The organism is Amycolatopsis sp. WAC 01376 (assembly GCF_003947415.1).
Taxonomy (GTDB): domain Bacteria; phylum Actinomycetota; class Actinomycetes; order Mycobacteriales; family Pseudonocardiaceae; genus Amycolatopsis.
Map to the genome: position 1 here is coordinate 76,890 of NZ_QHKL01000002.1, position 22,017 is coordinate 98,906.

Here is a 22,017-nt window from a genome sequence, read left to right on the forward strand (position 1 = left end):
GCTATGTGGCCATCGATGTAGGGGCGGAAAGGTCGACGGCGAACGAGAGTGCATAGGCAATGGACAGCGCTTCCTCGACGGTAAATTCAAAGCCGTTCACGTTTCCCGGGAGAGTCAGCCGAACTTTGGGCGCAGACTCTCGAAAAGGTTGCTGAAGGTAGACAATCGCGAATTGGGCAGAGTGTTTGTATTCGTCCCCGATGCGGTAGCTATCCAATTCCTGAAGGCTCAGCGGGGTAGCGGATTCCCACTTGCTGAAATGTTGACGATCTGCAGGCTGGTCGTATGCGTTGTGGGTTCCCTGGCACCAGCGGGGGCAAGGTTCAGTCTGCCACCATGGGCGACCTGTCAGTGTGCAGGCTTCCGTCGCTTCTTCGGCGCATGCCCAAACAGCCGGCGAATCCTGATGGTGCACCGGAATTCTTTGGCCTTCAGGGGCGTCGTCGGCGCCACATACGATGCAGGCGGTTCCCTTGAGTTGGTCTGGAGAAGGAATGAACGGATCTGGGTATTCCGCGCCACGAGTCGCGACAGCTGTCATCTGACCGTTCATGCCGCGCCCTTCAGGGCGTCGTCTCGGCGAGAAAACGAAACGTCGAACGCAGGGTTCATGGAATGGCGATTCTCGTTGGTGTGCACTGCGTCGTCGACTCCGAACCACTTCCGCACCCCTGGTCGCCAGTCGCCTGCCGCCGCCGAAGTGGCGGAGCACGGGGCGTCACCCTCGCCAACCGGGTATGAGCACAGTGAGGTGCAGGTGGCATGACCTCGTACCCGATCCGGGGAGCCTGATTTGGATAGAGCTGTCACGGACATGATCCTCCGCTTCGATGTGGTGATCCTGCATGGTGAACTGGTCGCTCACTTACGAGACTCAGGCGAACCAGGAGTGTGATGCGGATTGCATGAACTTCCCTCAGGGCTCAGGCCGGGTTCGCCAGTTGACCGTGGCCGCGACCGACCGCGCCGGTACTCTGTGGCCTCGTGATCGTGCCGCCGACGGAATTGATCACAGGACGCCGTGGCGTACCTGTACTTCTGCGCCATCCGGGTAGGGGTTGCTGACATCGCCGCCGTATCGGTCGTAAAGTCAGACGCGGTCGGCCGCCGGGGAGGACGGGTGCTGGACGCGCAGAATCACCAGGGAAAGTTCGGGCATGATTATATTCGCGCGCTTGCGTCCGCGGCCGGACTGCTCGTCTATGAATATGATCTTGACCGGGTGGGAATCGATCTCGGGTTCAGGTTCCCGGGTCAGCCGGGCGGTTTGGCTTCGCCTGCCATCGAAGTGCAGGTGAAAACGTCTTCGAACCCGAAAATGTCCGGCGATGAATGGCATTACGACGGGCTCACGGAGCAGCAGTTCAACTGGCTTGCCGGCCCCGACTTCACTGTGCCGCGCTACCTGTTCCTGTTGCCGGTACCGAACGATCGCAACGAGTACGCGCGGTTCGAAACCGGTGGGATGCTGTTGCACTATCTGGCGTTCTACCTGTCTCTCGAGAACGAACAACCGATCAACGAACCCAGCACGAGTCGTCGGCGTAAGGTCAAGGTTCCGCTCGGCAACGTGCTGACCATCAAGTCCTTGTTGCGTCTGTTGTTCGATCCGGTTCCGGCGGGGGCGGCGTGAACGGGCAGCTGTCCGTCGCAGATATTTCGAGCTACTTGGAACACGCCGGCTGGCGGCGACGTGACGAGTTGTGGCGCGGAGCTGCGCTGTGGACGCACATCGACGCCAACGACCTGCTTGTACCGGCACGTGACGGTATGGGTGACAGCGAGCTTCGTGTTGCCGAGATCGTCGAGGTGCTGGCGATCGTCGAGCAGCGGCCGGAGGAGGAGATCGTCCGCGACATCAACTCCCCGAACGCTGACCAGCACTGGTACCGCACGTTTTCGACAGGTATGCCGAGTGGGTTCACCACACTCCGGGATGGCGCGCAGGCGTTGCACGGCATGATCACAGTGTTCGGATCGGCAGCACGCGCGGTGATCGATGGTCCGCATTTCGCCTTCTCCGACGACGCCCCGGCACTGGTCAGCTCACTCGTAAACCGCATGGAGCTCGCTCCGACCCGTGCGGGCAGCTACGTCTTCCCTGTCCGCGTGCCGCTGGGTGACGATCCAGAGCTGACCAGGCGAGTCTCCCTGCAATTGCTGGACGCGACGGTCGCGGTCCGGGACGCGGCGGTATCCGGTGACCTGGCGGCGTTCGACAGTACGGTCTCCGCCGGGGTGTCGGCGGAGCTCTGCGAAGGCATGCGAAACCTGGCCGGTGCTGACGGCCACGCGCCGTTCGAGATCGGCTTCCGCTGGGCTAGGGGACTGCATGCCGAGGTCGCCCCGGAGAGCGTGACGTTTCCTATGGGCAGCGCCGAAATCATCGCCGCAGCTGCCGATCATCTGCGACGTCGGAGCCCACGCGGGGAAGTCACCGTGACCGGTGTCGTCGAAGGCTTGCACGACCAGCCGGCTCACGATGACCGTTGGCGAATCCGCATACGTGGCGAGATCGCTGGCGTGAACGGCAGCCGGCGCGTGCTGTGGGCCCGCCTGAGCGGCCAGGACGCCTATAGCGCTGCTATCGCCGCGCACCAGGAGCGCCACCTGGTCCGCGCCCGCGGCGCGCTTTCCGAATCGGGCCGACGTGCGGAACTGATTACGGTCGACTTCGAAGTACTGGGCTGACAAGGGAGTACGAATGCCCGACAGGAAGCTGAGCGCCAAGCAGCGGGCTGTGATGCTTGTGCTGATGGCCGAGGGGCGCGAACTGTCCAACACCGAGATGAACGAGCTGCACGGACTCCGCCTGACCGGGTCGGAGCGCGAACGCCTCGACGACCAGGGACTGGTGACAAGCAGCCGATCGGGCAATGGCCCGTTCGTGCTCGAGTTGACCGACCCAGGGTGGCGCTGGTGTGCGGACGAACTCGCCGCCGGCCGCCCGAATGCGTCCCGTCAGGAGTCCTTGGGCAAGGCTCTGTACGCCGTGCTTGCCGGCATAGGTCGCTATCTGGAGGACGCCGAGAGGGGCCTCGCGGACGTCTTCTCCTGCGCACCGGCCGAATCCGTGGAGGATCGGATTCGCGCGATCCACCGGAAGCTCGCCGAGCGACCGGGCGACTACGTCAGCCTCACCGATCTGCGACAGGAGCTGAACGGCGTACCACGAGCCGAGACCGACAAGGCACTCCTAAGGCTGAATCGGGAGAAGGGTGTGACTTTGGCTCCGGAGGAGGATCAAAAGTTGCTGACCGATCACGATCGGGCCGCGGCACTCTGCTTGGGAACTCAGGACGTTCATTTGCTGGCGATCGAGTCGTCATGACGCCGGATGAGCGGCGAGCGCTCGAGGCGTTGCGCTTCAACTGGGCGTGGAAACCCGACGATGTCTGGGATGACTCGCGATTCCATGTCGAAGGCATGCATGCCGAGGTGGACCGTGAGGTGCTGGCCGGTCTGCGGGATGCGAAGGATGAGGCACCACGAAGTCCTATCGGCCTCGTGGTGAGAGGCCAACGCGGTGCGGGCAAGACCCACTTGCTCGGTTGGGTTCGACGTCAGGCACAACGGGAAGGTGGCTATTTCTTCCTGGTCGATCTGGACCAGGTCAAGGATTTCTGGGCAGATGTACTGCTGGCTGTGCGGCGGGACTTGTTGCATGTCAACGGAAGTGGGGAAAGTCAGCTTACGGTTCTCTTGCGTCGGCTGGCGGCGAAGGCGGGGCTCGCTCAGGAACGGACGGCAGCGATCACCGGAGAGGTCCGCCCCTCCAAAAGGGATATAGACGAGTTCCTCAACGCGCTGCGCATGATCGATCTACAGGTGGCCGCGGAATGTCGGCTGACGCTGCGGGCCTTGGTGCTTTACGGATCGCCAGACGACGAGCTGAGCACGATCGGCGGTGACTATCTGGGCTCGTTCGACGAGTCGAGACCCGGTGAGCGAGCGGAATGGGGGATTCGCCCGTCTCCGCGTGCCGCGCGGCTCGTCGTCCGTGACGTGTCCTGGCTGCTGGCCATGACCGGTCCGACCGTGATCGCCGTGGACCAGCTCGATCCCATCGCCGCACAGTCCGGTCCCGACGCCACCGGCAATCTGTCGCTTGAGCGGGTCGCGCTGGGGCTGATGGCGCTGCACGACAACACTCGCCGGACACTTTCGCTGGTCGCGTGCATCACGCCTACCTGGAAGAAGATCAAGGAGGCGGAATTCGCCACGGCCGCCGACCGGTTTCGCGAGGTCGGAACGCTGGGCCAGATCGCGGACGCGGAAGTTGCCCGCGAGATGGTGGTGCAACGGCTGGCCGCGCCTTATGCCGAGGTCGGCTTCGTGCCGCCGCACCCGACCTGGCCGATCGGGGAGCACGCTTTCCACGGAATCGAGAAGCGGTTCACACCTCGGGCGTTGCTGCAACGAGTCGACGCGCACGTGCGGTACTGCCTGCACACCGGCAAGGCATCCGAATTGGATGGTCTGGACACCAAATCGGAAAAGCTCGAGGACATCGTCCCGGCGCAGCGGGACCTTTCGCCGATGGACCGACAGTTCGCCGAGCTCAAGCAGGATTCCGACGTTCGCTCCGCGCTCGATTCGGCACACGAGGACCGGATCATGCGGGAACTGGTGATGGCGGCGCTCACCGCGTGGATGGTCGAACAGGATGGTAGCGGCGTGGAGTGGAAGGTCGATCCGCCATTCGGCGCCAAGTCTCCGCTACTGCACGCGCGGCTCCGCCGGACGCTCGACGAAGAGACCGAGGCCGAGGCGCACTGGTCGTTCCGGGCGATCGCGCATCCGAACGCCATCGCGGCGCAAACGAGGCTTCGCAACGCCCGTCTCGAATCGGGACTTCGTCCGGACGGGACCAGGAACCTGGTGATCCTTCGCAACTCGAAATGGCCAAGGGGCCCGGTGACCGCCAGGGAGGTGTCTCTGTTCAAGGAGGGCGGTGGTCTCGATCTTCCGGTCACCGACGACGACCTGCGTACTTTTCGCGCGCTCGAAACGCTGCTGAAGGAGAAGCCTCCTGGGCTCGAGGCCTGGTTGATCGCCCGCAAACCGGCGACCGGGACCGAATTGCTCGACACGGTTCTCGGCACACAGGTCGAGGCGCAGAGTGCGCCGATACCAGAGGAGCTGGCGAAAGAAGAACCGGAACCAGCCGATCCGAGGTGGGTCACGGTAGGCGAGGCCATGGCCGACGAATCACCGGTGCAGATCGCGCTCGAGGCGTTCAGGCGGCATACCGCGATCTTCGCGGGGCCTGGATCCGGCAAGACGGTGCTGATCCGCCGAATCGTCGAGGAGTGCGCCTCGCGAGGGGTGTCGTCGATCGTGTTGGACCCGAACAACGATCTGGCTCGGCTCGGGGATCCGTGGCCTGAGCCGCCTCCGGGCTGGCGGCCTGGAGATGCCCGGCTCGCCGACGAGTACTTGGCAGGCACCGAAATCGTTGTGTGGACGCCGGGACTGCAAGCCGGGCGGCCACTGTGTTTCCAGCCTCTGCCGGACTTCGCCGGTGTCGGCAAAGACCCGGACGACTTCAACCGCGCCGTCGAGGTCGCGACGGCCACTCTCGCGCCGCGGGCGAACATCAGTGGCCGGACCAACAAGGCCGAGTGGAGCAAGGCGATCCTTCGTGAGGCGCTGGACTACTACGCGCGTCGAGGCAAGCGGAGCCTGGAGGGGTTCATCAGACTGTTGGCCGACCTCCCGGAGGGTGCGAGCACCCTCGACGGCGCGCCCAAGCTGGCGGCGGAGCTGGCGAAGTCACTTCACGCCGCGCGGGTCAACGACCCGTTGTTCGGGGGCTCCGGCGAGCCTGTCGAACCCGGCATCCTGCTGACCCCATCACCGGGCAAGAAGGCGCGGGTCTCGGTGATCAGCTTCGTCGGACTTCAGACAGAAGAACAGCGACAGGGCTTTGTCAACCAGCTGCAGCTGGAGCTGTTCGCGTGGATCAAGAGCAACCCTGCCGGCGACCGACCGCTCGGTGGCCTGTTCGTCATGGACGAGGCGCAAACCTTCGCCCCGGCCGGCGCGTCCACCCCGAGCACGCAGAGCACGTTGATGCTGGTCGCACAGGCACGGAAGTTCGGCCTGGGCATGGTGTTCGCGACGCAGGCGCCGAAGGCCATCAACAATCGCATCCCTGGAAACTCGGCGACGCAGTTCTTCGGGCAACTGAACGCACCCACCCAGGTGGCGGCGGCTCGGGGGATCGCTCAGTCGAAAGGCGGCACGCTGGACCACATCGGCGCGCTCAAGGTCGGCCAATTCTACGCGACCACCGAAGGCTCCCGACCCCAACGGATACGTACGCCGAACTGCCTCAGTCATCACCCGAAGAGTGCGCTGACTCCCGAAGAGGTGATCAAACGTGCCAAAACACTCGCGACCCCTCAGCCACTAGCTCATGAGGGCGCGTAGATCATTCAACAACGCAGGGAGAACCAGTTCCTCTTCGATGCGCACCCCGCGTCGCTCGAGGACCGGTCGTAGCCCCGGATCCCAGGAGGCGTCCGCCGGCCGGCCTGCCAGCGGACCGCCCGCTGCGGTCGTCCCGGTGTACGTCGCGGCGTCGAATCGCCAGGGCTGCCAGGAGATCCTGTCCCGCACGGTGTTGCCGATCCGGATGCCGCCCCAATCGAAGTCGCCGTGATACCTGAATCGGGCGCCGTCCGCAGCCAGAAGATCGAGCAGACGCCACACCGCGGCCGATGGCTGGCCGTTCACACAGACAAGGGGAGGACAACCGGGACCCAGCTCATCGGCCGCGGAGGCGAGCACGATCGGGTTCTCACACACCGACACGACCCAGGGGCCGACGCCGAGAACCGCGGCGTTCAACTGGCGTAGCGTCAGGACACACGGTTCACCGGCTTCCTTTGCCAGCGCCAGGATCCGGCCGGTCACCGTGTCCGCGCCACCGGGTAAGCCGAGGCACAGCACGGAGGAGGACAGCTCGTCACGGTGTACGCCGACCGCGGCCCAGGAAGCACGGCGTTCACCCGCTGTTCCGTCTCCAACCGGCGGGGTGCCACGAAGGCACCTCGCCGCCGAGAGGACGATCGTCGCCAGGGGGCGCCCTTCGTCCAGGCCGTGCGCGTCGCCAGTGGTTTCCGCAGCGAGGCGTCCCAACGCGATGCCTTTCGAGGGCAACTCGGTGAGAACGCGGACCGCGGCGCTGGTCAACGCCGAAGCGGTCCCCGGATCGGAAGCCAGCCGTCGGACCATGCCGGTGGAGTCCAACCAGCCACGCCACGTGGCCAGCTCCGGACGTTGTGCGGCCAGTTCCTCCAGGGGCTCATGGGCGGCCGCCCATGCCGCGGCCTCGGTCGCCCTGTCCGGCACGGCTCCGATCAGCAGCCTTGTCGCGTCGGCGAGGCCGTCCGGCGCCGCACCGCTGCGGCGGAGTATCGCGTCGACTTCGTCCAGAGAAACGCTGAGGGAAGAACCGGTACCGGCGCGGCGACCAAGCAACCTTTCGATGGCCCTGCGCTGGTCCTGCGTCGCCGAGCCGAGAGAGACGATTCCGCTCAACGGCTTGCCGTTGACCATCCTTCTCCGCAAGCGATCGAGCAGCCAAGCCGTCTCTTTGCCACCCAAGAGTCTGCGGAGGCGCTCAAGATCGGCCATCAGGCACTCGGAACGTATGGAATCGGTCGTTGCTCCTGGACACGCTCGCGGCCGTTCCACCTCCAGGGCGTCACCAGCACGGCGTCGATTCCGTCACGCCGGGCGAGCTGTGCGATGGCCAGACCGGGCACCTGCGGGTAACAACCCCATTCGCGTTCGCTGGTCATCACGACGTCGAGGTCGAACGCCGCGAGCAGGCCGAGGCATTTGGCCCGTGAGTCGTCGTCGACGCCGGCGAAAGCTTCGTCGAGCGCGACAAGACGCGGAGTGTGGGGATTGGCCGATGACGAGTAGAAAGAGGATGCCGCGGCGAAGAGCGGGACCGACGCGGCGAGTACCCGTTCGCCGCCGGAGGCCGGGCCGGTCGCCGACCGCCATTGTCCGTCCTGGTGGCGCTGGATCGCGAATTCGTGCCAGGTCCGATAGTCCAGTGCACGAGTCAGTTGTTCAACCCAGCCACCCGCCGCGTCTTCGGCGTGCTCGCGGTTGATCTGCTCTTGCAGGAATCCGCCGACGGCGGTCCGGTCTTCCCCGCTCCAGGCGTCGGCGGTCTGCCGTAGCAACCGGTCTCGCACCCTGTCGAGGCCGTCGGGCGCCGTCCGCGAAGTACGCCACTGCAGCCGCAGACGCATTCCGGTCGACGTCGGCCGGGCTTCCAGGTCGCTGTTGATGGACCGTACCTGGTCCTCGGCGTTACCGATCAATTCTTGCAGCGTGCCCGCCACTTCGTTGATGAGGTGGTTCTCGAGGATTTCGCGTTCCTTCGCTGAAAGCAGGTTCGCCCGCTGCTCGTTCTCCACTTCCAAAGCGGCCACCAGCGTCGGAATGTCTTGAGTGCGCCCTTGGAACAGCACATCGACGACGATGATCCCGTCCCGCACCGTCATGCCGACCGAATGGCCGTGCCTGGACAGCGCGTCGGTCAGCAGCTTGTGCTCGGCCGATACACGCTGCTGCACCAACTCCCAAGGTCGGTCCGCGTCGTCCACGCCGTCCAGCGCGGCGTTGACCGCCCGGGCGAGGGTGACGGCCGGGTTGGCAGCCCATTCCTTGCCAGGATCGGGAAAGTCCAAATCGGGGACGGCTGTCGTCAGCAGTCCCGTCGTTGCGAAGGCTCGCAGCTCGCTGATGGCCTGGTCGCGTTCGGCCACGGCGATCGCGATCGAATCCCGAAGGGTCTCGCGCCGCCCGTTGGCCGTACCCCGTTCTTCGCGCACGACCTGTTCGTCTCGGCGCACCTGCTTTTCGCGGGTGTCTCGCTCATCCAGGTCCGTAGCGACCGCGGCCAGCTTCCGATAGAGCTCATCGACTCCCGCACCCGCTGTCTCGATCAGGACGCGGTGGCGTTCCGCCACGATTTCGGCTTCGGCGCGGGCTTTGATCGCCGACTCCTGCGCTTCGCCGTGGTGTTCGGCAGCGGCCAGCAGTTCGTCTTCGGCTTTGATCGCGTCCGCGCGGGCCCGAGCCAGTGCCCGCGCCGCGGGCCAAAGCCCCGCCAAGGCGACCCGGTAGTCACCGACGGCTTGACGAACTCGAGCGAGTTCCTCGAGGTCGGCCGGCAGACCTACGTCACCGGCGAATTCGATGACCTTCCCGCGAGTCCGCTCTGCCTCTTCGGCGCACTCCTCGGAAACAGCGACAGCTTCACCGAGACGGACGTCGATCCGGCGTTTCGAGTCATGTTCGCCGGCGAGCTTGGCATGAGCGTCGCGAAGGTCAGCGTCTGTCGGCTGAGCACGGTGTTCCGCGGTGAGGGCGGCTCGCCGGGCGACAAGGCTGTCCTCTGCGTCCACCAGCTCGGCAAGGTGCCGGTCCAGCCGGACGCCCTCGTCCCGCAGTCGCCGAACGCGTTCCCTGCGCGCGGCTTCGCGCGCGCCTTCACCCAGATAGGCCGCCGTCTCCTTGTGCCACGCCCCGCTCAGCACGCCGATGGCGAACCTGCCGTCCACCGCGACCCAGGTGCCCGCACCGGGACCGAGACCGATCGCGCGCAACACCGTTTCGACCACATCGTCGGCCAGAGCCGCGGCTTGCGGGTCGGCTCGGTCCACCGCCGGCGCGAGGACAGCGGTGAGGCCGCCGGCCGGTGCGTGATCGCCGGGTTTGACGACCACGTCGCCGGTCAGCGTGCTGTGCAGTTCACCGTCCGGGGTCAGCCAAGCGTCCAGGACCCCCGCGGCCTCCAATGCCGCTTCGAGCCCGGCTCGGTGCTCCGCAGTGACGCCGGGGACGAAGTCCACAACCTTCCAGAGCGGAGCGCCAGGGCGGTCTGCTCGTGCTTCCGCGTCACGGGTGTACGGCCTCGGTGGAGCGTCGTGCCCACCAGCCTCGAGCCGGGTGATCTCATCGAAGATCGCTTGCCGCTCGTGGACCGCCGCCGTTCGTTCGGCGTCCAGGGAGGCTTGCCTGCGACCGAATTCGGCGGTCGCCCGCAGCACGGCTTCTTCCACGGCCGATGCGGCGGGATTCGCGCCCGCGAGGGCCTCGGTCCAAGCGTCCAGGGCCTCGAGCAGACCGTCCACATCAGACAGCGTGAATTGCTCTGTATTCGCCAGGTAGGCACGGTAAGAGGCGACGAGCGCGGCACCGAGTTCGGCGATGCCTTCCTCAGCCGCCGTGATCCGCTCGGAGGCGTCCTGCTGCTCGGCGGTGATCCGGTCCACGCTTTCGCGTGCCGAACGCGACGCGGCTTCGGCCTTTGTCGCGGCGTTGAGCAGCCGTTGTAACTGTTCGACCGCCTTGGTCTGACGTTCGACGAGTGCCTGGCCTGCTCGCTCGTCTTGGTCGGCGATGACCGCGGCATGCCCCTCGGCCAAGTAAGCGGCTTCGGCCGCCTCTCGCGCGATGTCCTTTGCCTGCCCCAAAATTTCCGCGTCGGCGTCGGTCGTTCGCCGTGCTGTTCCGGCTTGCTCCTCACGGCGTCGCAAGTTCTCGACGGCCGACGTCAGGTCACGTTCCCGCTTCGCGGCGAACTCACCGAGCCTGCTGGCCTCTCCTCCCACCTGTTTCAGAGCTTCGGCGTCCCGCATTTCCGGACTGCTCTGCAGCGCGGCACGGCGTGCCTCCAGCTGGGCTTTCGCCGCCGTCAACTCGTCGAGCAGCCGTTGTGTTCCTTCGAGCGCCAGTGTCGCCTTTTCGTGAGCGGCCTCGGCTTCACCCAGCTCACGTCCGAGCTGTTCGTACCTGCTGTGGGTTTGGCGAACCGGTCCCGCCCGGCGTTTAGCCGCGATCCGGGAATAGCGCCGGTAATGGGTGAGGAACTGTTCCGCAGCCGTCTTCGCTTCGGCGAGGGCGCGTAAGGTCTCCCGCTCCTCGTCCAGTCCACGGAACGCTTCCGCGACCGTGGCCACCAGGGCCGGGTCGAGTGGTGGGAGCGCCTCGGTGAGCGCTCGGGACAGCAGTTTCTCATCCGGTTTCTTCGACAGCTGCGGTTGCCGAAGCTGGATCAGCAGATTGACGAGGGCTTCGTAGCGGTGGATCCCCAGCCCGAACAGGGCTTCGTCCACCGCACGCCGGTATTCCGACGCGGTGTCGTAGACCAGGCCATGCCCGTCCACGGCGTCCTTGAGCTTCTCCCTGGTCAACGCCACCCTGGTCGGGCTCACCAGGGAGAGGTCGCGGCCGACGCGCTGGTCGGTGACGAAGAACCAGTGCCTGGCGATGCCACGGCCTGCGACGGCCTTGAGACCGCAGCCGATCGTGCGGTACTCGGCGCTCCCGTCGGGAAGGGTACGGCCGAATTCCAGCCAGGTATAGCCGAGGCGTTCGTTGTGCGGATGTTTCCCGCCGAGCAGCAGGTTCCATTCCATGCGTTTGTTGCGGTCGCCGTCCGGTTCCACCCGGTGTGCCGACAGTTCGCCATCGAGCAGGAACGGCAGGGTGAGCGCGAGCACCTTGGACTTGCCGGTTCCGTTGTTGCCGCGCAACAGCAAACGACCGTCATGGAAGTGGAACTCTTCGAGGTCGTAGTAGAAAAGGTCGACCAGGCCGGCACGAAGTGGTTGCCAGCGGGCTCTGTCCGGGACGGGCGAAGTCATTTCCCGGTCTTCCTCTCCCGAATGGTGGGCGCGTCGAGCCGATAGCGGCCGATCGCGGGCAGCGCACGCACCATCGGAGGATCCCCTACGGAATCCTCCACGAGACGCAATGCGCGCAGCTTGTGCAACGCGATGGCGAGGAGTTCCTCGTCAGCGCCTTCTTCGGTGACTCCGCGACGCCAGTAGGAGGCGTGCTCGCGGGCGATCTTCCTGACATACGCCAGTACTCGCTCGATGGGCACCGGCCCGTTCCGTGCCGCGAGGTACTCGGCGACGAGCAAGGTGGCGTGACCATCGGTGCGCTGCTCCGGCATGCGCACATCGGTCAGTTCGTCGTCCGGGTCGACCATCGCGACGCCCTCCGCACGGACTTCGGCGACCAGCCCGGTGGCGTCCTCGATCCGGCGCGTTATCGCATGCCGCTGGCCGGTCAGGTACGCCAGTTCGTCGTCGGCCAGTTCGTCGTAGTAGACCACTGGATCGTCGAGCAGGCGGCGCGTGAGCCGGTGGCGCAGGACTCGATTGCGCAGGTAATCGGTGTCGGCCACAGGCTCGTGGGCGAGCTCTTCGAGCCTGGTTTCGAAATCGGCGGCGTTGATCGTCGAAGGGCCGCGGCCGCTGGTCAAGAGTGCGGCCAGCACTCGGCGCTGTACGTCGTACAGGACGTCTCCGTTGTCGCTCAGGTAGGAGTCTTCCTCGCCGGCGACACGCTCGAGTACGCCCCAGCTGAGCAGCAACCGGACCGCGGCGACGAGATCCGATCGTTCGTCACGCCTGCTCAGCTTGAACGACACTCCGGCGTCGACGAGCTCCGGTTCACCTGCGGCGGCGAGCACGCCTTCGGCGAGACGGCCGAGGGTGATCTGCGCGTCGGCTCGCTCCAAAACGGCCAGCGCCAAGCAAAGCAGGACGTACCTGCGGCGGCCGAACGGTGGCTTGCCTTTACCGTCCCTCGCAGGATGGGTCGGGTCGGTCAACGTCGGCGCGGTTTTGAACAAGCGCGCGGATTCCGCGCCGACCAGTAGCCGCCAGCCCGTTTCCATGGCGAGCCAATCACGCAAGTCTGCCGCATGGCGCCGGACCAACCGCAGTACTTCGTCGTCCGCCCCCGCGGTCAGCAAGGGCTTGGCGAGTAGCGCCCGCAGGGCTTTTCGCTTCTGCGCGACGATTTCCTCGGCGAGCACGGTCACGCGATCGCCTCCACCCGGCCGTTTCCGATCAGGTCGAGGATCTCGATCAGGTGCTCCGGCCCTTGGAGTGTCCCGTCCTCGGTTTCGATGCGCACTGTTCCGCCACCTCGCACGAGGGTCAGGCGAACCTCCATCGTGCCGTCGCTCGTGGTGGTCCGGACTTCATGATCGCCGGGAGCGCGGGAGGACAGAGCGTCGCCGAGGAGGCCGAGGAACAGCCGGAACGCCCGCGCGTCGAGCTCACCCAGCGCCGACAGTCGTGTCGGTCCCGGCGTTGCCAGCCGCTCACGCGCCGCGGCGACCTGCTCGGCCTCGAGAGCCGCCTGCTCGGCCAGGATCCGTCGCTGCTCCGCACGGTCCGAGACCCGGTTGGGCTGACCGCGCCGCTCGTAGGATCCCGTCCGGCGCAATTGCGGACTGATGTGCACCCCGGCCGCCTGCCGCCACGGCGTACTCGGTGCGGGTTGCTCTTCCTTCCACGCGGCGATGGTCTCGTTGTCGGCTGTGAGGTGTCGCGCCGAACTGAGCCCGAACGCCGTCCGCCACAGCCGATGCGCCGCGTTGTCGTCCGGGGCCTGGGCGAACCACCGCGCCAACGTCCGGAAATCCGCCGAGCGATCGGAGCGCCCGGAACGACGTTCGTTGAGCGCGGCCACCGTGTCGATGAGCTGGGTGATCGCCGTGACAGCGGCTCCACGCAGGAGACGCGCCTGCGACTGACGGCGAGAGTCGGCCGAGACGAACCAGTCATGCAGCCCACGCCACCGATTTCGCCAAGTGTCGTAGCAACTTTCGATGGCGGCCGCGTTCTCGTGATCGTCCGGCGCGACATCGGCCGCTTCGCGTTTCGCGGCCACCATGAGCAGCCCTCGCACACCGGCTTCTTCAATTTTGCCCAGCAGAGTGGCGATCTCCGCACCCCGGTTGGCAAGATCGGCGATGAACCGGTTGACGTAGTCGATCAGCCGCTGCTTGTAGGCGACGAACGCCTCCACGTCCCCGTCGGCGAAATCGATGACGCGGCGTAGCGACGCCATGAACGCCTGCGCGTTGTCGGCCAGTCCAGTGAACCGTTCGGCGAGCGCGAGCAGCAACAGATGCACCTTCGCCGGGTCGAGCTCCCGGGCTCCCGCCAGCTCCACGAGTGCCCGCAGTTGCGCGGCGATGTCCTCCAGCGCCACCGATTGCAGCGAACCCCGGCGGCCCAGCGCCTGGTCATAAACCGCGAGTGCCTCTTCAGCGGCCTGACCGGCCGCGGTGAGCTGGTAGAGGTACCGAGCACGATGGAAGTCGGCGACACTGGTCACCCGGCTCGTGTCCGGATCGGCCCGCAAGTTGCCCCACTCGACCAGCTTGTCCAGCGCGTCCGCGACCTGCTCGATGTCACCCGGCCTGCCCAGGTCCCCTGCGACATCCTCCGGACGCATGTGAACGATGAACCGGTCCTTCGCCCGCACGAACGTCAACAGGACGTCCCGGTAGAGCGCCGCGTTCGGCGCGCTCAGGTGCGCGAACGGCTGGGACTCCTGGTCGGCGGTCACAATCCCATTATGGAGAGGGCACCGACAGTCTTGGTGGCGCCCCTCCAGACGCCTGGTCAGCACACTTTTGCCGCCGTCAGCGGGGCAACTTGCCGCTCCGCCATGTCGGCGGCGGAGGACAGCGTCGCGGCGAGTTCCCGAGCCTCGGCGGGTGTCATGTGCCAGCCTTGGTTGGTATAGCCCTTCCCGCACCAAATTCGCGGCTCGATCTCACGTGACTCCTGAACGAGGTGGACCGTCGCGTACTGGGGTTGGTATGACAGGCCGTTCCTCAGCTTCTGACCGTCTTCCAACACGAGAGGGACCTTGCCCGTCCAGTCCGACATATGCCGTCGGTCTTCGCCACAGTCGTCGTCGCTGTGCCACCCTGAGTTACACCACCAGGGGCAGGGCTGCGTCAGCCAGAACACGGAATCTGTACAGATGCGTGTGTGCTCATCCGCGCAAACAACGAGGTCGGTTCCGTCGAGGCTTCGCGGACAGAGGGGGACGCGGCCGCATCGCGCACAAGCGCTCCCTTGCTTCTGTGCACTACTTAGCGTAGCGAGGTCCAGGTCAGGCAGCATCGGGACCCGCGCTCAGATAAGAGGCGAGGCGGCGTGTTGCCGCGTCCAGTCGACATGACACCTGGTAACGGCTGATTCCCAGACGCTCTGCGGCCGCCGAGCGCTCATCGTGATCGAGAAGTACGTCCGACACCAGGTCGGCTTGTGCCGGCGTTACGGCGCCGGAGAGCATCGCGTCAGCCAGGACGAGGTCCGGGTGTCCGAGGGCGGGATTCGGAGCGACGATGGTTTCGCTGAGTTCGGACCTGGTCATGGCCAGACGGGTCTCGCGGTTACAGGCTTCGTGCGCGCGGCGGAACGCTGCCCAGTAGAGCTGCCCGTACACCTTTGGGACGCCGTCGTCCGCGACGTCGAGTGCTTGCAAGAATCCCTCGAGGATCTCGGAGTCCAGATCGTTTCGGTCGCCCGGATAGCGGGCCCTGAGCTTGCCGCCGATGTGTTTCAGGCCGGGCATCATCATCGCGGTGGCGACAATGGTCCACGGTTCAGGCGTCGCGTGCGCCCGCCTGACCAAGTCCTGCCAAACGGCGTTCTTGGTGACCCAGCTGGTCTGACGTTTGAGGAGCAGTACCCGTACCTCGTCAACGGACTTCGCTTCGGCAGGCAGTCCACAGCCGATCGCCGCGCAATCAAGGGTCAACGCCCGCGGCTCAGCGGCCAACGCCAGGAACCGCTGCTCGATCACGTCCAAGTCCGACGGGGAGTAGGTCATGTGGGGGAGCCTTTCGGAGTAGGCGGGCAGTCTCACTCCCCAAAACACCCCAGCGGGAGCCATATGCAAAGGATTCACCGCATCGAGTGGCGTGTCGGTTCTTGTAACGTGAGAACCACAAGGTCGCAAGTCGCTCGGCCCGGTCCGACCTGTTCGCCGGTGCTAGGAGTCCTCGAAGAAGTCTTCGTCCATGCGTTTGACGACGTAGGTGTCTCGGACCTGTACGCCGATGTTGTGGCGGATCATGAGCTGAGCGAGTTCGATACCGTTGATCAGGACCACGCGAGCTTGGATTCGCTCTGCGAACTGTTGTGCCTCCGGAGTGAAGCGACTGGTCGTGATGAAGACCCCTCGATCCGCTTGTGCGCCATGGAGCGCACCGACGAATTCTTGGATCTCGGGCCGCCCGACGGCTCGACTTCTCCCGTAACGCTTCGCTTGGACGTAGATGCGGTCAAGGCCGAGCGCGTCTTGTCGAATCACTCCGTCCAAGCCTTCGTCGCCGCTGCGGCCCAGGTGCTCGGCTGCTCCGTGATTCCCGCCATAACCCATCGCGGTGAGTGTTCGCAAGACAAGATGTTCCAGGAATTCTGGATCACGTTCGCGCACTCGCTCGATGAGTTCGTCAGCGAGTGCGGTATGTGCGAGCTTCACCGCATTGGCGATAGACTCAGCAGGAGGAACCGCGTCGGCGTTGTCTTGGGTCTGCGCCGAGTCGTGCACCGTGTCCTTGCTTCGGCTCTTGAACTCGGCGAACTCTGAAAACTGCGCCAGCACTGTGTTGTCGACGCGGTTCGAATGGTGCTGTAGGACGGTTTTGCCGCGATCGGTGATCTGCACGACAGCGCGGCGCGGTGGAGTGACCAAGCCTGCTTGTGCCATGTAGGTGATCGCCCAGTGCATACGGTTGTCGAAAACGAACGAACCGCTTGGGATCCGCATCTCCCGGTCTTGAGACGTGACGTCCATGCGCTGCGCGACCGTGTCGCGGAGCTCTCGCACCGAGAGAGGCTCTCCACCTGCCAGCGCATGCAGGCACGGTGCCATCAGGGATTGATAGTCCGGTACCGCCAACGAGTGCTCCTCAAGTGATTGTTACAAGCGATCAGCCTATCGGCTGCCGTACTTTCGCTGTGTGTCAGAGTTGCTGGTTTGGGCTAACGCCGACGACATCCGCCAGTCGCAGGCCGAGGCTGATTCCGAGCGGTTCCGTGGCCGCGCAAGGTGTGCTGATTTGTCCGTCGCTGAACAAGCTGGTGAACAGGGTGTTGTTCAGGTGTTGTCCTGCGGCCTTCGGGCGCGTAGCTGGCCTACAGCGCGAGGAACTGTCGCGCTCTTGTAGCCGCGATATACTCGATCGATTATGAGCGGTTCACAAACGGCGCCTTCTTGAGCACGGAGTCAGGTCCTAGCGTGAGCCGTCCTGCATTCGCCGTAGCTCTTCTCGCAGTTCTTGCAGAGATCGACCTGATGTGCGGTGAGTCCAGTTGCGCCAACCGTTGATCTCGTGACCAACGCACGCTTTCAAGGCGGGGGAAACTTTGGAGAAGTCCTGGTCCTTTGCTCGCACCCATCCGTCTTCCGTCACAGTCGCACGTTGGATGATGCCTTTGCGAGGCTGCTCATGAACTAATTCGTCGCCTGACTGCAAGAGGCTCAGTTCGATGAGGGGCATCAGATCGCCCAAACGACGTTGCGCGGTATCATCCGGCGACTTGGATCGCTGCTCCTGGCTCGCGATGTTCCCAGGTTCCAAGAGTAGTCGTCGCAACACGTCGTTCACGGAGTCTTCGAACGGCCGCGCGTGCTCCTGGAGGAACACGTACACCTCGTGGTCGATGTATACCTCGTGGGTTCGCACGAAAACTCCTTCACTTTGGATAACTCACAGTCTCCAAGTTTTAAAGTCATCTGTCAAGTCGCTCAGTAGGCTGACGGCGCCGGATCGGTGTTGGGCCCGTGATGGGTTCCCGTGCTGGACACCCTTCGGTCGGCCGGGGACTGTCGCCATGAGGCGTGATCTCTCACGTCCGCGATGACGTGGTTGCCGGCCGCGGGGCAGGGCTGGCTCGATGTCAGGCACCAACGCCGCTGTCCGGCAAGTCTCGGTCCGGCTCCAGGTCACGTCTCCGGGCCGGTCATTCCGTCAGTGAGCGGGGCCGTCTCGGCCGTCATCTGAGCGAACTGGTCGATGTATCCGTGTTCGTCGAACAGGTCCGTTTGCACGTCTGGCGGCTGGCTCGTACTGCAGATTTGCGCCACATGTGTCGTGCTCGTGGTGTAGAAATTCCTTATGGCTAATGGGGCAGGGATGAACGAGCAGGAGACCTGCAGGACTTTCGTCGTACCGGCCTTGGTCGCCTCTGGCTGGATCGAGAAGCAACAGATCCGCGAGCAGTACCCGATCAACGACGGGAAGATGATCGCCTCTGCCCGCAGGCATCGCCGCGGCCCGGCCATGGTCGCCGACTACGTGCTGGAGTACAGCGATGAGGTACCGGTGGCCGTGGTCGAGGCGAAGCGGACCAGTTCCGACGTGGCAAAGGGCATCGAGCAGGCTCGGCGGTACGCACGTCATCTCGGCGTACCCGTCGCCTATGCGACCAATGGTCGCGAGATCTGGGAGATCGAGACCGGCGGACACTACCGCCGGGTTCAGCGGTTTCCCTCGCCTGCGGAGCTGTGGGCGCGGTACTGCGAGGGGAACTCGATCACCACGGACCTGGAGCGTGAGCTTCTACTCGCGCCGTTCAACACCGAACTCAAGAACACCAATCTCACCCCCAAACGGCCCAGGTACTACCAGCGCCGTGCAGTCAACGCCGCTCTGCTGGCAATCGCGCGCGGCCAGAAGCGGATCCTGTTGACGCTCGCCACGGGCACGGGGAAAACAATGGTCGCCTTCCAGCTCGTGGCCAAACTGCGAGAAAGCTCCTGGACAGGTGACAGGAAGCCTCGCGTTCTTTACCTCGCCGATCGAAACATCCTTGTCGACCAGCCGAAGAACGACTACTTCACGCCGGCGTTCGGCGACATTGTCCACAAGATCGGCGGAGGTCACGCCCAGCGGGCCCGTCAGATCTTCTTCGCTCTGTACCAATCACTGGAGAACGGCGACGAGCAGACGCTATTCAGCCAGTACCCCAAGGACTACTTCGACCTTGTCATCGTCGACGAGTGTCATCGCGGGAGCTCGAACGCTGACTCGCAGTGGCGTGCAATCCTGAATCACTTCGATCCTGCGGTTCAACTAGGCCTCACTGCCACACCAATTTCCGAAAAGGAACGGGACACCTTCGGGTACTTCGGGGAGCCAGCGTACGAATACACGCTCAAGGACGGCATCGAGGACGGCTTCCTTGCACCCTATCGCCTCCGGCGAGTTCATATGAATGTCGACGTTACAGGCTTTCAGCCCGCTCCTGGACAGCTTGATATCGACGGCGACGAAATCCCGGACAAACTTTACACTCCGCGCCATTTCGAGAAGGTGCTCGCGATCCGGGAGCGCACCGACGAAGCCGCCCGCTACATCACCGATTATCTGTGTCAGACCGATCGGATGGCCAAGACCATCGTCTTCTGTGAGAACAACGATCACGCACACCGGATGGTCGCAGCGCTGAATGAGGCAAACCTGGACATAGTGGCGCAGTTTCCGAACTATGTCTGCCGGATCACCGACGACGACGGCCAAGCCGGGCGAGAGAACCTGGACAGGTTCCAGAAGATTTACTCGGACGAGCCGGTAATCGCCGTTACCAGTCAGATGCTGACCACAGGCGTGGACATCCCCCCGGTGCGCAACATCGTGATCTTGCGGCGCGTTCTGTCGATGCCGACTTTCAAGCAGATGATCGGCCGCGGCACCCGTCTCTGTGAAGACGTACAGAAGGGTTCGTTCGATATCATCGACTTCGTCGAGGCGACCATTCTTTTCAACGACCCGGAGTTCGACGGCCCGCCCCTGCGTATCACCAATGACAAAACGGACGAACAGGGGCGGCTGATCGAAAGCGTTGACGACGCGGTACCCGAGGTCGTCGACGGCGCGATGCCCGAAGTCGCCGAACCGGCGGCGATATACGAGACCGTGGACGGCGGAGTCCTGCTGGAGGATGCCGAGGAAGTCGTCACCGACGATGATCTTGCCGATGCGATCAAAAGCAGCAAGAGGCGCATCTACGTCGAAGGCGTCGAGGTGTTCGTCTGGAACGACGTGCACTATCAACTGCAGTCCGACGGCACAACGTTGAAGATGGTCCGTTACCGAGAATTCGTGCGGGGCCAGATCCTGGAGCTCAACCTGTCGCCCACTGATCTGCGAACGCAGTGGGCTAACGTTAAGAGCCGTGAGACGCTGCGTAAGCAGCTGGAGCAGAACTGTTTCATCACGGAGGAGGACCTGCTGCATAAGCTGGACCACCCGGAGGTGGATCCGATCGACCTGCTGATCAACGCGGCCTGGGAGCTGCCGCTGGTAAGCCGGGCCGAGCGGGCGCATCGCGTGCGCCGGGAGCACCAGGAGTTCCTCAACGGATTCGCACCTGAGGCGCGGGTCGTACTTGACGCGTTGCTGGAAAAGTTCACGGAACACGGTGCGTCTGAGCTGGCACCGAGCGCCCTGCGTGTACCGCCGATTCAGCACATGGGCACCGTGACGCAGCTGGCCAAGCGCTTCGGTGGCGCGCCGGCGATGCACAAGGCGATCGACGAGCTCGGAAGACGCATCTTCGACGTCGCATAGCTCTAAGAAACTTTTAGTTTCAAGTATGTGGTGAACGCAGAGCTAAAAATAACGTAGAGTTGAGTGCGTGCTACGCTGCCGAGGTGATCGGCGATGACACGGCCCGTGACCGCCTCTGGCGGAAGGCTGGCCGTCAGCGTGGGTACTTCACGGCCGCCCAGGCGCTGGGAGCCGGGTACTCCTACCAGGCACAGCACTTCCACGTCCAACGGCGCAACTGGATCCGCGTCGATCGTGGCATCTACCGCTTCCGGGAGTACCAGGACCTCCCCAGCTTTGAGACAGACCACCTGGTCCGCTGGTTCCTGTGGAGCAAGGAAAAAGCCGTCGTCTCCCATATGACAGCCCTGACTGTCCATGACCTGGGTACCGCCAACCCTGCTGAGGTGCATCTCACCGTCCCCCTGCGCTTCAGACAACGGGACCCTGCCGTTGTCCTGCATCGGGCCGTGCTGAGCGACGACGAGATCGAGCAACACGAAGGCTTCCGGGTCACCACCCCCGTGCGCGCCATCACCGAAAGCGCTGCGGTGGGTGTGGATCAGGACATCCTCGATTCCGCTGTGGCCGAGGCCCTGGAGCGCGGGATGTCGTCCCGTCGTCGCCTGCTCCACGCCGCGCAGGAACTGGGCCCTCGAACCGAACTTGCCATAGAGCGTGCCATGAGAGCGGAACTGTCGTGAACCAGTACGGGGATGCCATCGCACTTCGACGTGCTCTTGAGACCAGACTTAAACGACAGTCGGAGACAGAGGACATGGAACTGGGGCGATTGCGCCGGCGAGTGATCTTCGACCGTCTTGCCGTGCGCCTTTCCGCCGATCCGGAAGGCGAGTGGATCCTCAAGGGAGGGGCCGCGCTCGAGTTCCGGCTTCGGAACCGGGCGCGCGCGACCAAAGATCTTGACCTGGCAGTACGAGCGGCAGACATGGACGGAAACGCCATGCGGGATGCATTGCTCGACGCTCTGACAGCGGATCCGGACGGAGACTGGTTCACTTTCCGGGTAGGACCTCCTGCGGAACTTGCCGCGGACAGCGCTGGGCGGCCCGCGTGGAGGTTCTCCGTGGAAGCGGGTTTGGCGGGCAAGCCATTCGCGGGCGTCCGCCTGGACGTCGCAGCGCGCAGCGAAGAGCTGGCCGCCACTGAATCACTCACCTTGCTCGGTGTACTGGACTTTGCGGGAATCCCGCCACGGAGGATCGAGGCCGTGGATCGACGGCAGCACTTCGCCGAAAAATTGCATGCCTTCACCCGCGACTACGGCGACCGTCCGAACACCCGGGTCAAGGATCTCGCCGATCTCGTCTTACTGATCGAAAGCGGCCTGGCCCCCGACCGCGGGTTGTGGGGTGTGGTGCAGCACGTCTTCGCCGTCCGGGCCACCCATCCACTACCCGACGTTCTACCGGACCCACCCCCGCTGTGGCGCGAGGCGTACCCTTCTCTCGCCGCCGACTTGACCGACACCGCAGCCGACCTCGATATCGCACTGGGCCTGCTACGTGCTTTCTGGACCAAATCTCTCAACGACACCACTGGAACGGATCTCTGATGCCCCGCTCGGATACGGATGGCCA

The 22,017-nt window shown here is 64.5% G+C and carries 16 protein-coding genes; 7 read left to right on the forward strand and 9 right to left on the reverse strand.

The window, feature by feature from the left end:
• Position 1: 1 nt before the first annotated feature.
• Positions 2-553, reverse strand: a complete 552-nt coding sequence (locus DMH03_RS09590; protein WP_125791681.1) for a hypothetical protein — start codon at positions 551-553, stop codon at positions 2-4.
• A 567-nt stretch (positions 554-1,120) separates the two neighbouring features.
• Here DMH03_RS09590 and DMH03_RS09595 point away from each other — a divergent pair.
• The 4 genes from DMH03_RS09595 to DMH03_RS09610 are packed head-to-tail and all read left to right on the forward strand — an operon-like array spanning position 1,121 to position 6,435.
• Positions 1,121-1,633, forward strand: coding sequence for a DUF4365 domain-containing protein (locus DMH03_RS09595; protein ID WP_125792851.1), 513 nt, complete (start codon positions 1,121-1,123; stop codon positions 1,631-1,633).
• Positions 1,630-2,691 (forward strand): hypothetical protein, encoded by a 1,062-nt coding sequence (locus DMH03_RS09600; RefSeq protein ID WP_125791682.1) that lies wholly within the window; start codon positions 1,630-1,632, stop codon positions 2,689-2,691. Before DMH03_RS09595 ends, DMH03_RS09600 begins: the two co-directional genes overlap by 4 nt.
• A gap of 13 nt (positions 2,692-2,704) precedes the next feature.
• Positions 2,705-3,331, forward strand: a complete 627-nt coding sequence (locus DMH03_RS09605; protein ID WP_125791683.1) for a hypothetical protein — start codon at positions 2,705-2,707, stop codon at positions 3,329-3,331.
• Complete coding sequence (locus DMH03_RS09610) at positions 3,328-6,435, forward strand: helicase HerA domain-containing protein (RefSeq protein WP_125791684.1); 3,108 nt, start codon at positions 3,328-3,330, stop codon at positions 6,433-6,435. Before DMH03_RS09605 ends, DMH03_RS09610 begins: the two co-directional genes overlap by 4 nt.
• Here DMH03_RS09610 and DMH03_RS09615 read toward each other — a convergent pair.
• The 8 genes from DMH03_RS09615 to DMH03_RS09650 all read right to left on the reverse strand — a co-directional run bounded on the left by DMH03_RS09615 (position 6,415) and on the right by DMH03_RS09650 (position 17,551).
• Complete coding sequence (locus DMH03_RS09615) at positions 6,415-7,566, reverse strand: TIGR02679 family protein (RefSeq protein ID WP_199748803.1); 1,152 nt, start codon at positions 7,564-7,566, stop codon at positions 6,415-6,417. The genes DMH03_RS09610 and DMH03_RS09615 overlap by 21 nt on opposite strands.
• Positions 7,567-7,643: 77 nt before the next feature.
• Positions 7,644-11,681: a TIGR02680 family protein gene (locus tag DMH03_RS09620; protein ID WP_125791686.1), complete on the reverse strand. Its 4,038-nt coding sequence runs from the start codon at positions 11,679-11,681 to the stop codon at positions 7,644-7,646.
• On the reverse strand, positions 11,678-12,871 hold the full coding sequence (locus DMH03_RS09625) for a TIGR02678 family protein (protein WP_199748805.1): 1,194 nt from the start codon (positions 12,869-12,871) through the stop codon (positions 11,678-11,680). The genes DMH03_RS09620 and DMH03_RS09625 overlap by 4 nt, the downstream gene beginning before the upstream one ends.
• Positions 12,868-14,412 (reverse strand): TIGR02677 family protein, encoded by a 1,545-nt coding sequence (locus DMH03_RS09630; protein ID WP_125791687.1) that lies wholly within the window; start codon positions 14,410-14,412, stop codon positions 12,868-12,870. Before DMH03_RS09630 ends, DMH03_RS09625 begins: the two co-directional genes overlap by 4 nt.
• Before the next feature lie 56 nt (positions 14,413-14,468).
• Complete coding sequence (locus DMH03_RS09635) at positions 14,469-14,738, reverse strand: hypothetical protein (protein ID WP_125791688.1); 270 nt, start codon at positions 14,736-14,738, stop codon at positions 14,469-14,471.
• A 229-nt stretch (positions 14,739-14,967) separates the two neighbouring features.
• Entirely contained in the window at positions 14,968-15,690 is a 723-nt protein-coding gene (locus DMH03_RS09640; RefSeq protein WP_125791689.1) for a hypothetical protein, read from the reverse strand.
• 162 nt (positions 15,691-15,852) lie between these two features.
• Positions 15,853-16,764, reverse strand: coding sequence for a restriction endonuclease (locus tag DMH03_RS09645; RefSeq protein ID WP_125791690.1), 912 nt, complete (start codon positions 16,762-16,764; stop codon positions 15,853-15,855).
• 334 nt (positions 16,765-17,098) lie between these two features.
• Entirely contained in the window at positions 17,099-17,551 is a 453-nt protein-coding gene (locus DMH03_RS09650) for a hypothetical protein (RefSeq protein ID WP_125791691.1), read from the reverse strand.
• Positions 17,552-18,001: 450 nt separating this feature from the next.
• Between DMH03_RS09650 and hsdR the strand changes: the two genes are divergently transcribed.
• The 3 genes from hsdR to DMH03_RS09665 all read left to right on the forward strand — a co-directional run bounded on the left by hsdR (position 18,002) and on the right by DMH03_RS09665 (position 21,992).
• On the forward strand, positions 18,002-20,437 hold the full coding sequence (hsdR, locus tag DMH03_RS09655) for an EcoAI/FtnUII family type I restriction enzme subunit R (RefSeq protein WP_158633070.1): 2,436 nt from the start codon (positions 18,002-18,004) through the stop codon (positions 20,435-20,437).
• Between the two features lie 83 nt (positions 20,438-20,520).
• Positions 20,521-21,120 (forward strand): type IV toxin-antitoxin system AbiEi family antitoxin domain-containing protein, encoded by a 600-nt coding sequence (locus DMH03_RS09660; protein WP_125791693.1) that lies wholly within the window; start codon positions 20,521-20,523, stop codon positions 21,118-21,120.
• Positions 21,117-21,992 carry a nucleotidyl transferase AbiEii/AbiGii toxin family protein gene (locus tag DMH03_RS09665; RefSeq protein ID WP_199748807.1) on the forward strand — a complete coding sequence of 292 codons (876 nt, stop codon included), beginning with the start codon at positions 21,117-21,119 and terminating at the stop codon, positions 21,990-21,992. Before DMH03_RS09660 ends, DMH03_RS09665 begins: the two co-directional genes overlap by 4 nt.
• Positions 21,993-22,017: the final 25 nt, after the last annotated feature.

Excerpts from the sequence above, each read along its gene's own strand:
- DMH03_RS09590 (WP_125791681.1), bottom strand. The coding sequence starts at position 553 with ATGAACGGTCAGATGACAGCTGTCGCGACTCGTGGCGCGGAATACCCA.
- DMH03_RS09605 (WP_125791683.1), top strand. The coding sequence starts at position 2,705 with ATGCCCGACAGGAAGCTGAGCGCCAAGCAGCGGGCTGTGATGCTTGTG.
- DMH03_RS09610 (WP_125791684.1), top strand. The coding sequence starts at position 3,328 with ATGACGCCGGATGAGCGGCGAGCGCTCGAGGCGTTGCGCTTCAACTGG.
- DMH03_RS09615 (WP_199748803.1), bottom strand. The coding sequence starts at position 7,566 with ATGGTCAACGGCAAGCCGTTGAGCGGAATCGTCTCTCTCGGCTCGGCG.
- DMH03_RS09620 (WP_125791686.1), bottom strand. The coding sequence starts at position 11,681 with ATGACTTCGCCCGTCCCGGACAGAGCCCGCTGGCAACCACTTCGTGCC.
- DMH03_RS09635 (WP_125791688.1), bottom strand. The coding sequence starts at position 14,738 with ATGTCGGACTGGACGGGCAAGGTCCCTCTCGTGTTGGAAGACGGTCAG.
- DMH03_RS09640 (WP_125791689.1), bottom strand. The coding sequence starts at position 15,690 with ATGACCTACTCCCCGTCGGACTTGGACGTGATCGAGCAGCGGTTCCTG.
- hsdR (WP_158633070.1), top strand. The coding sequence starts at position 18,002 with ATGAACGAGCAGGAGACCTGCAGGACTTTCGTCGTACCGGCCTTGGTC.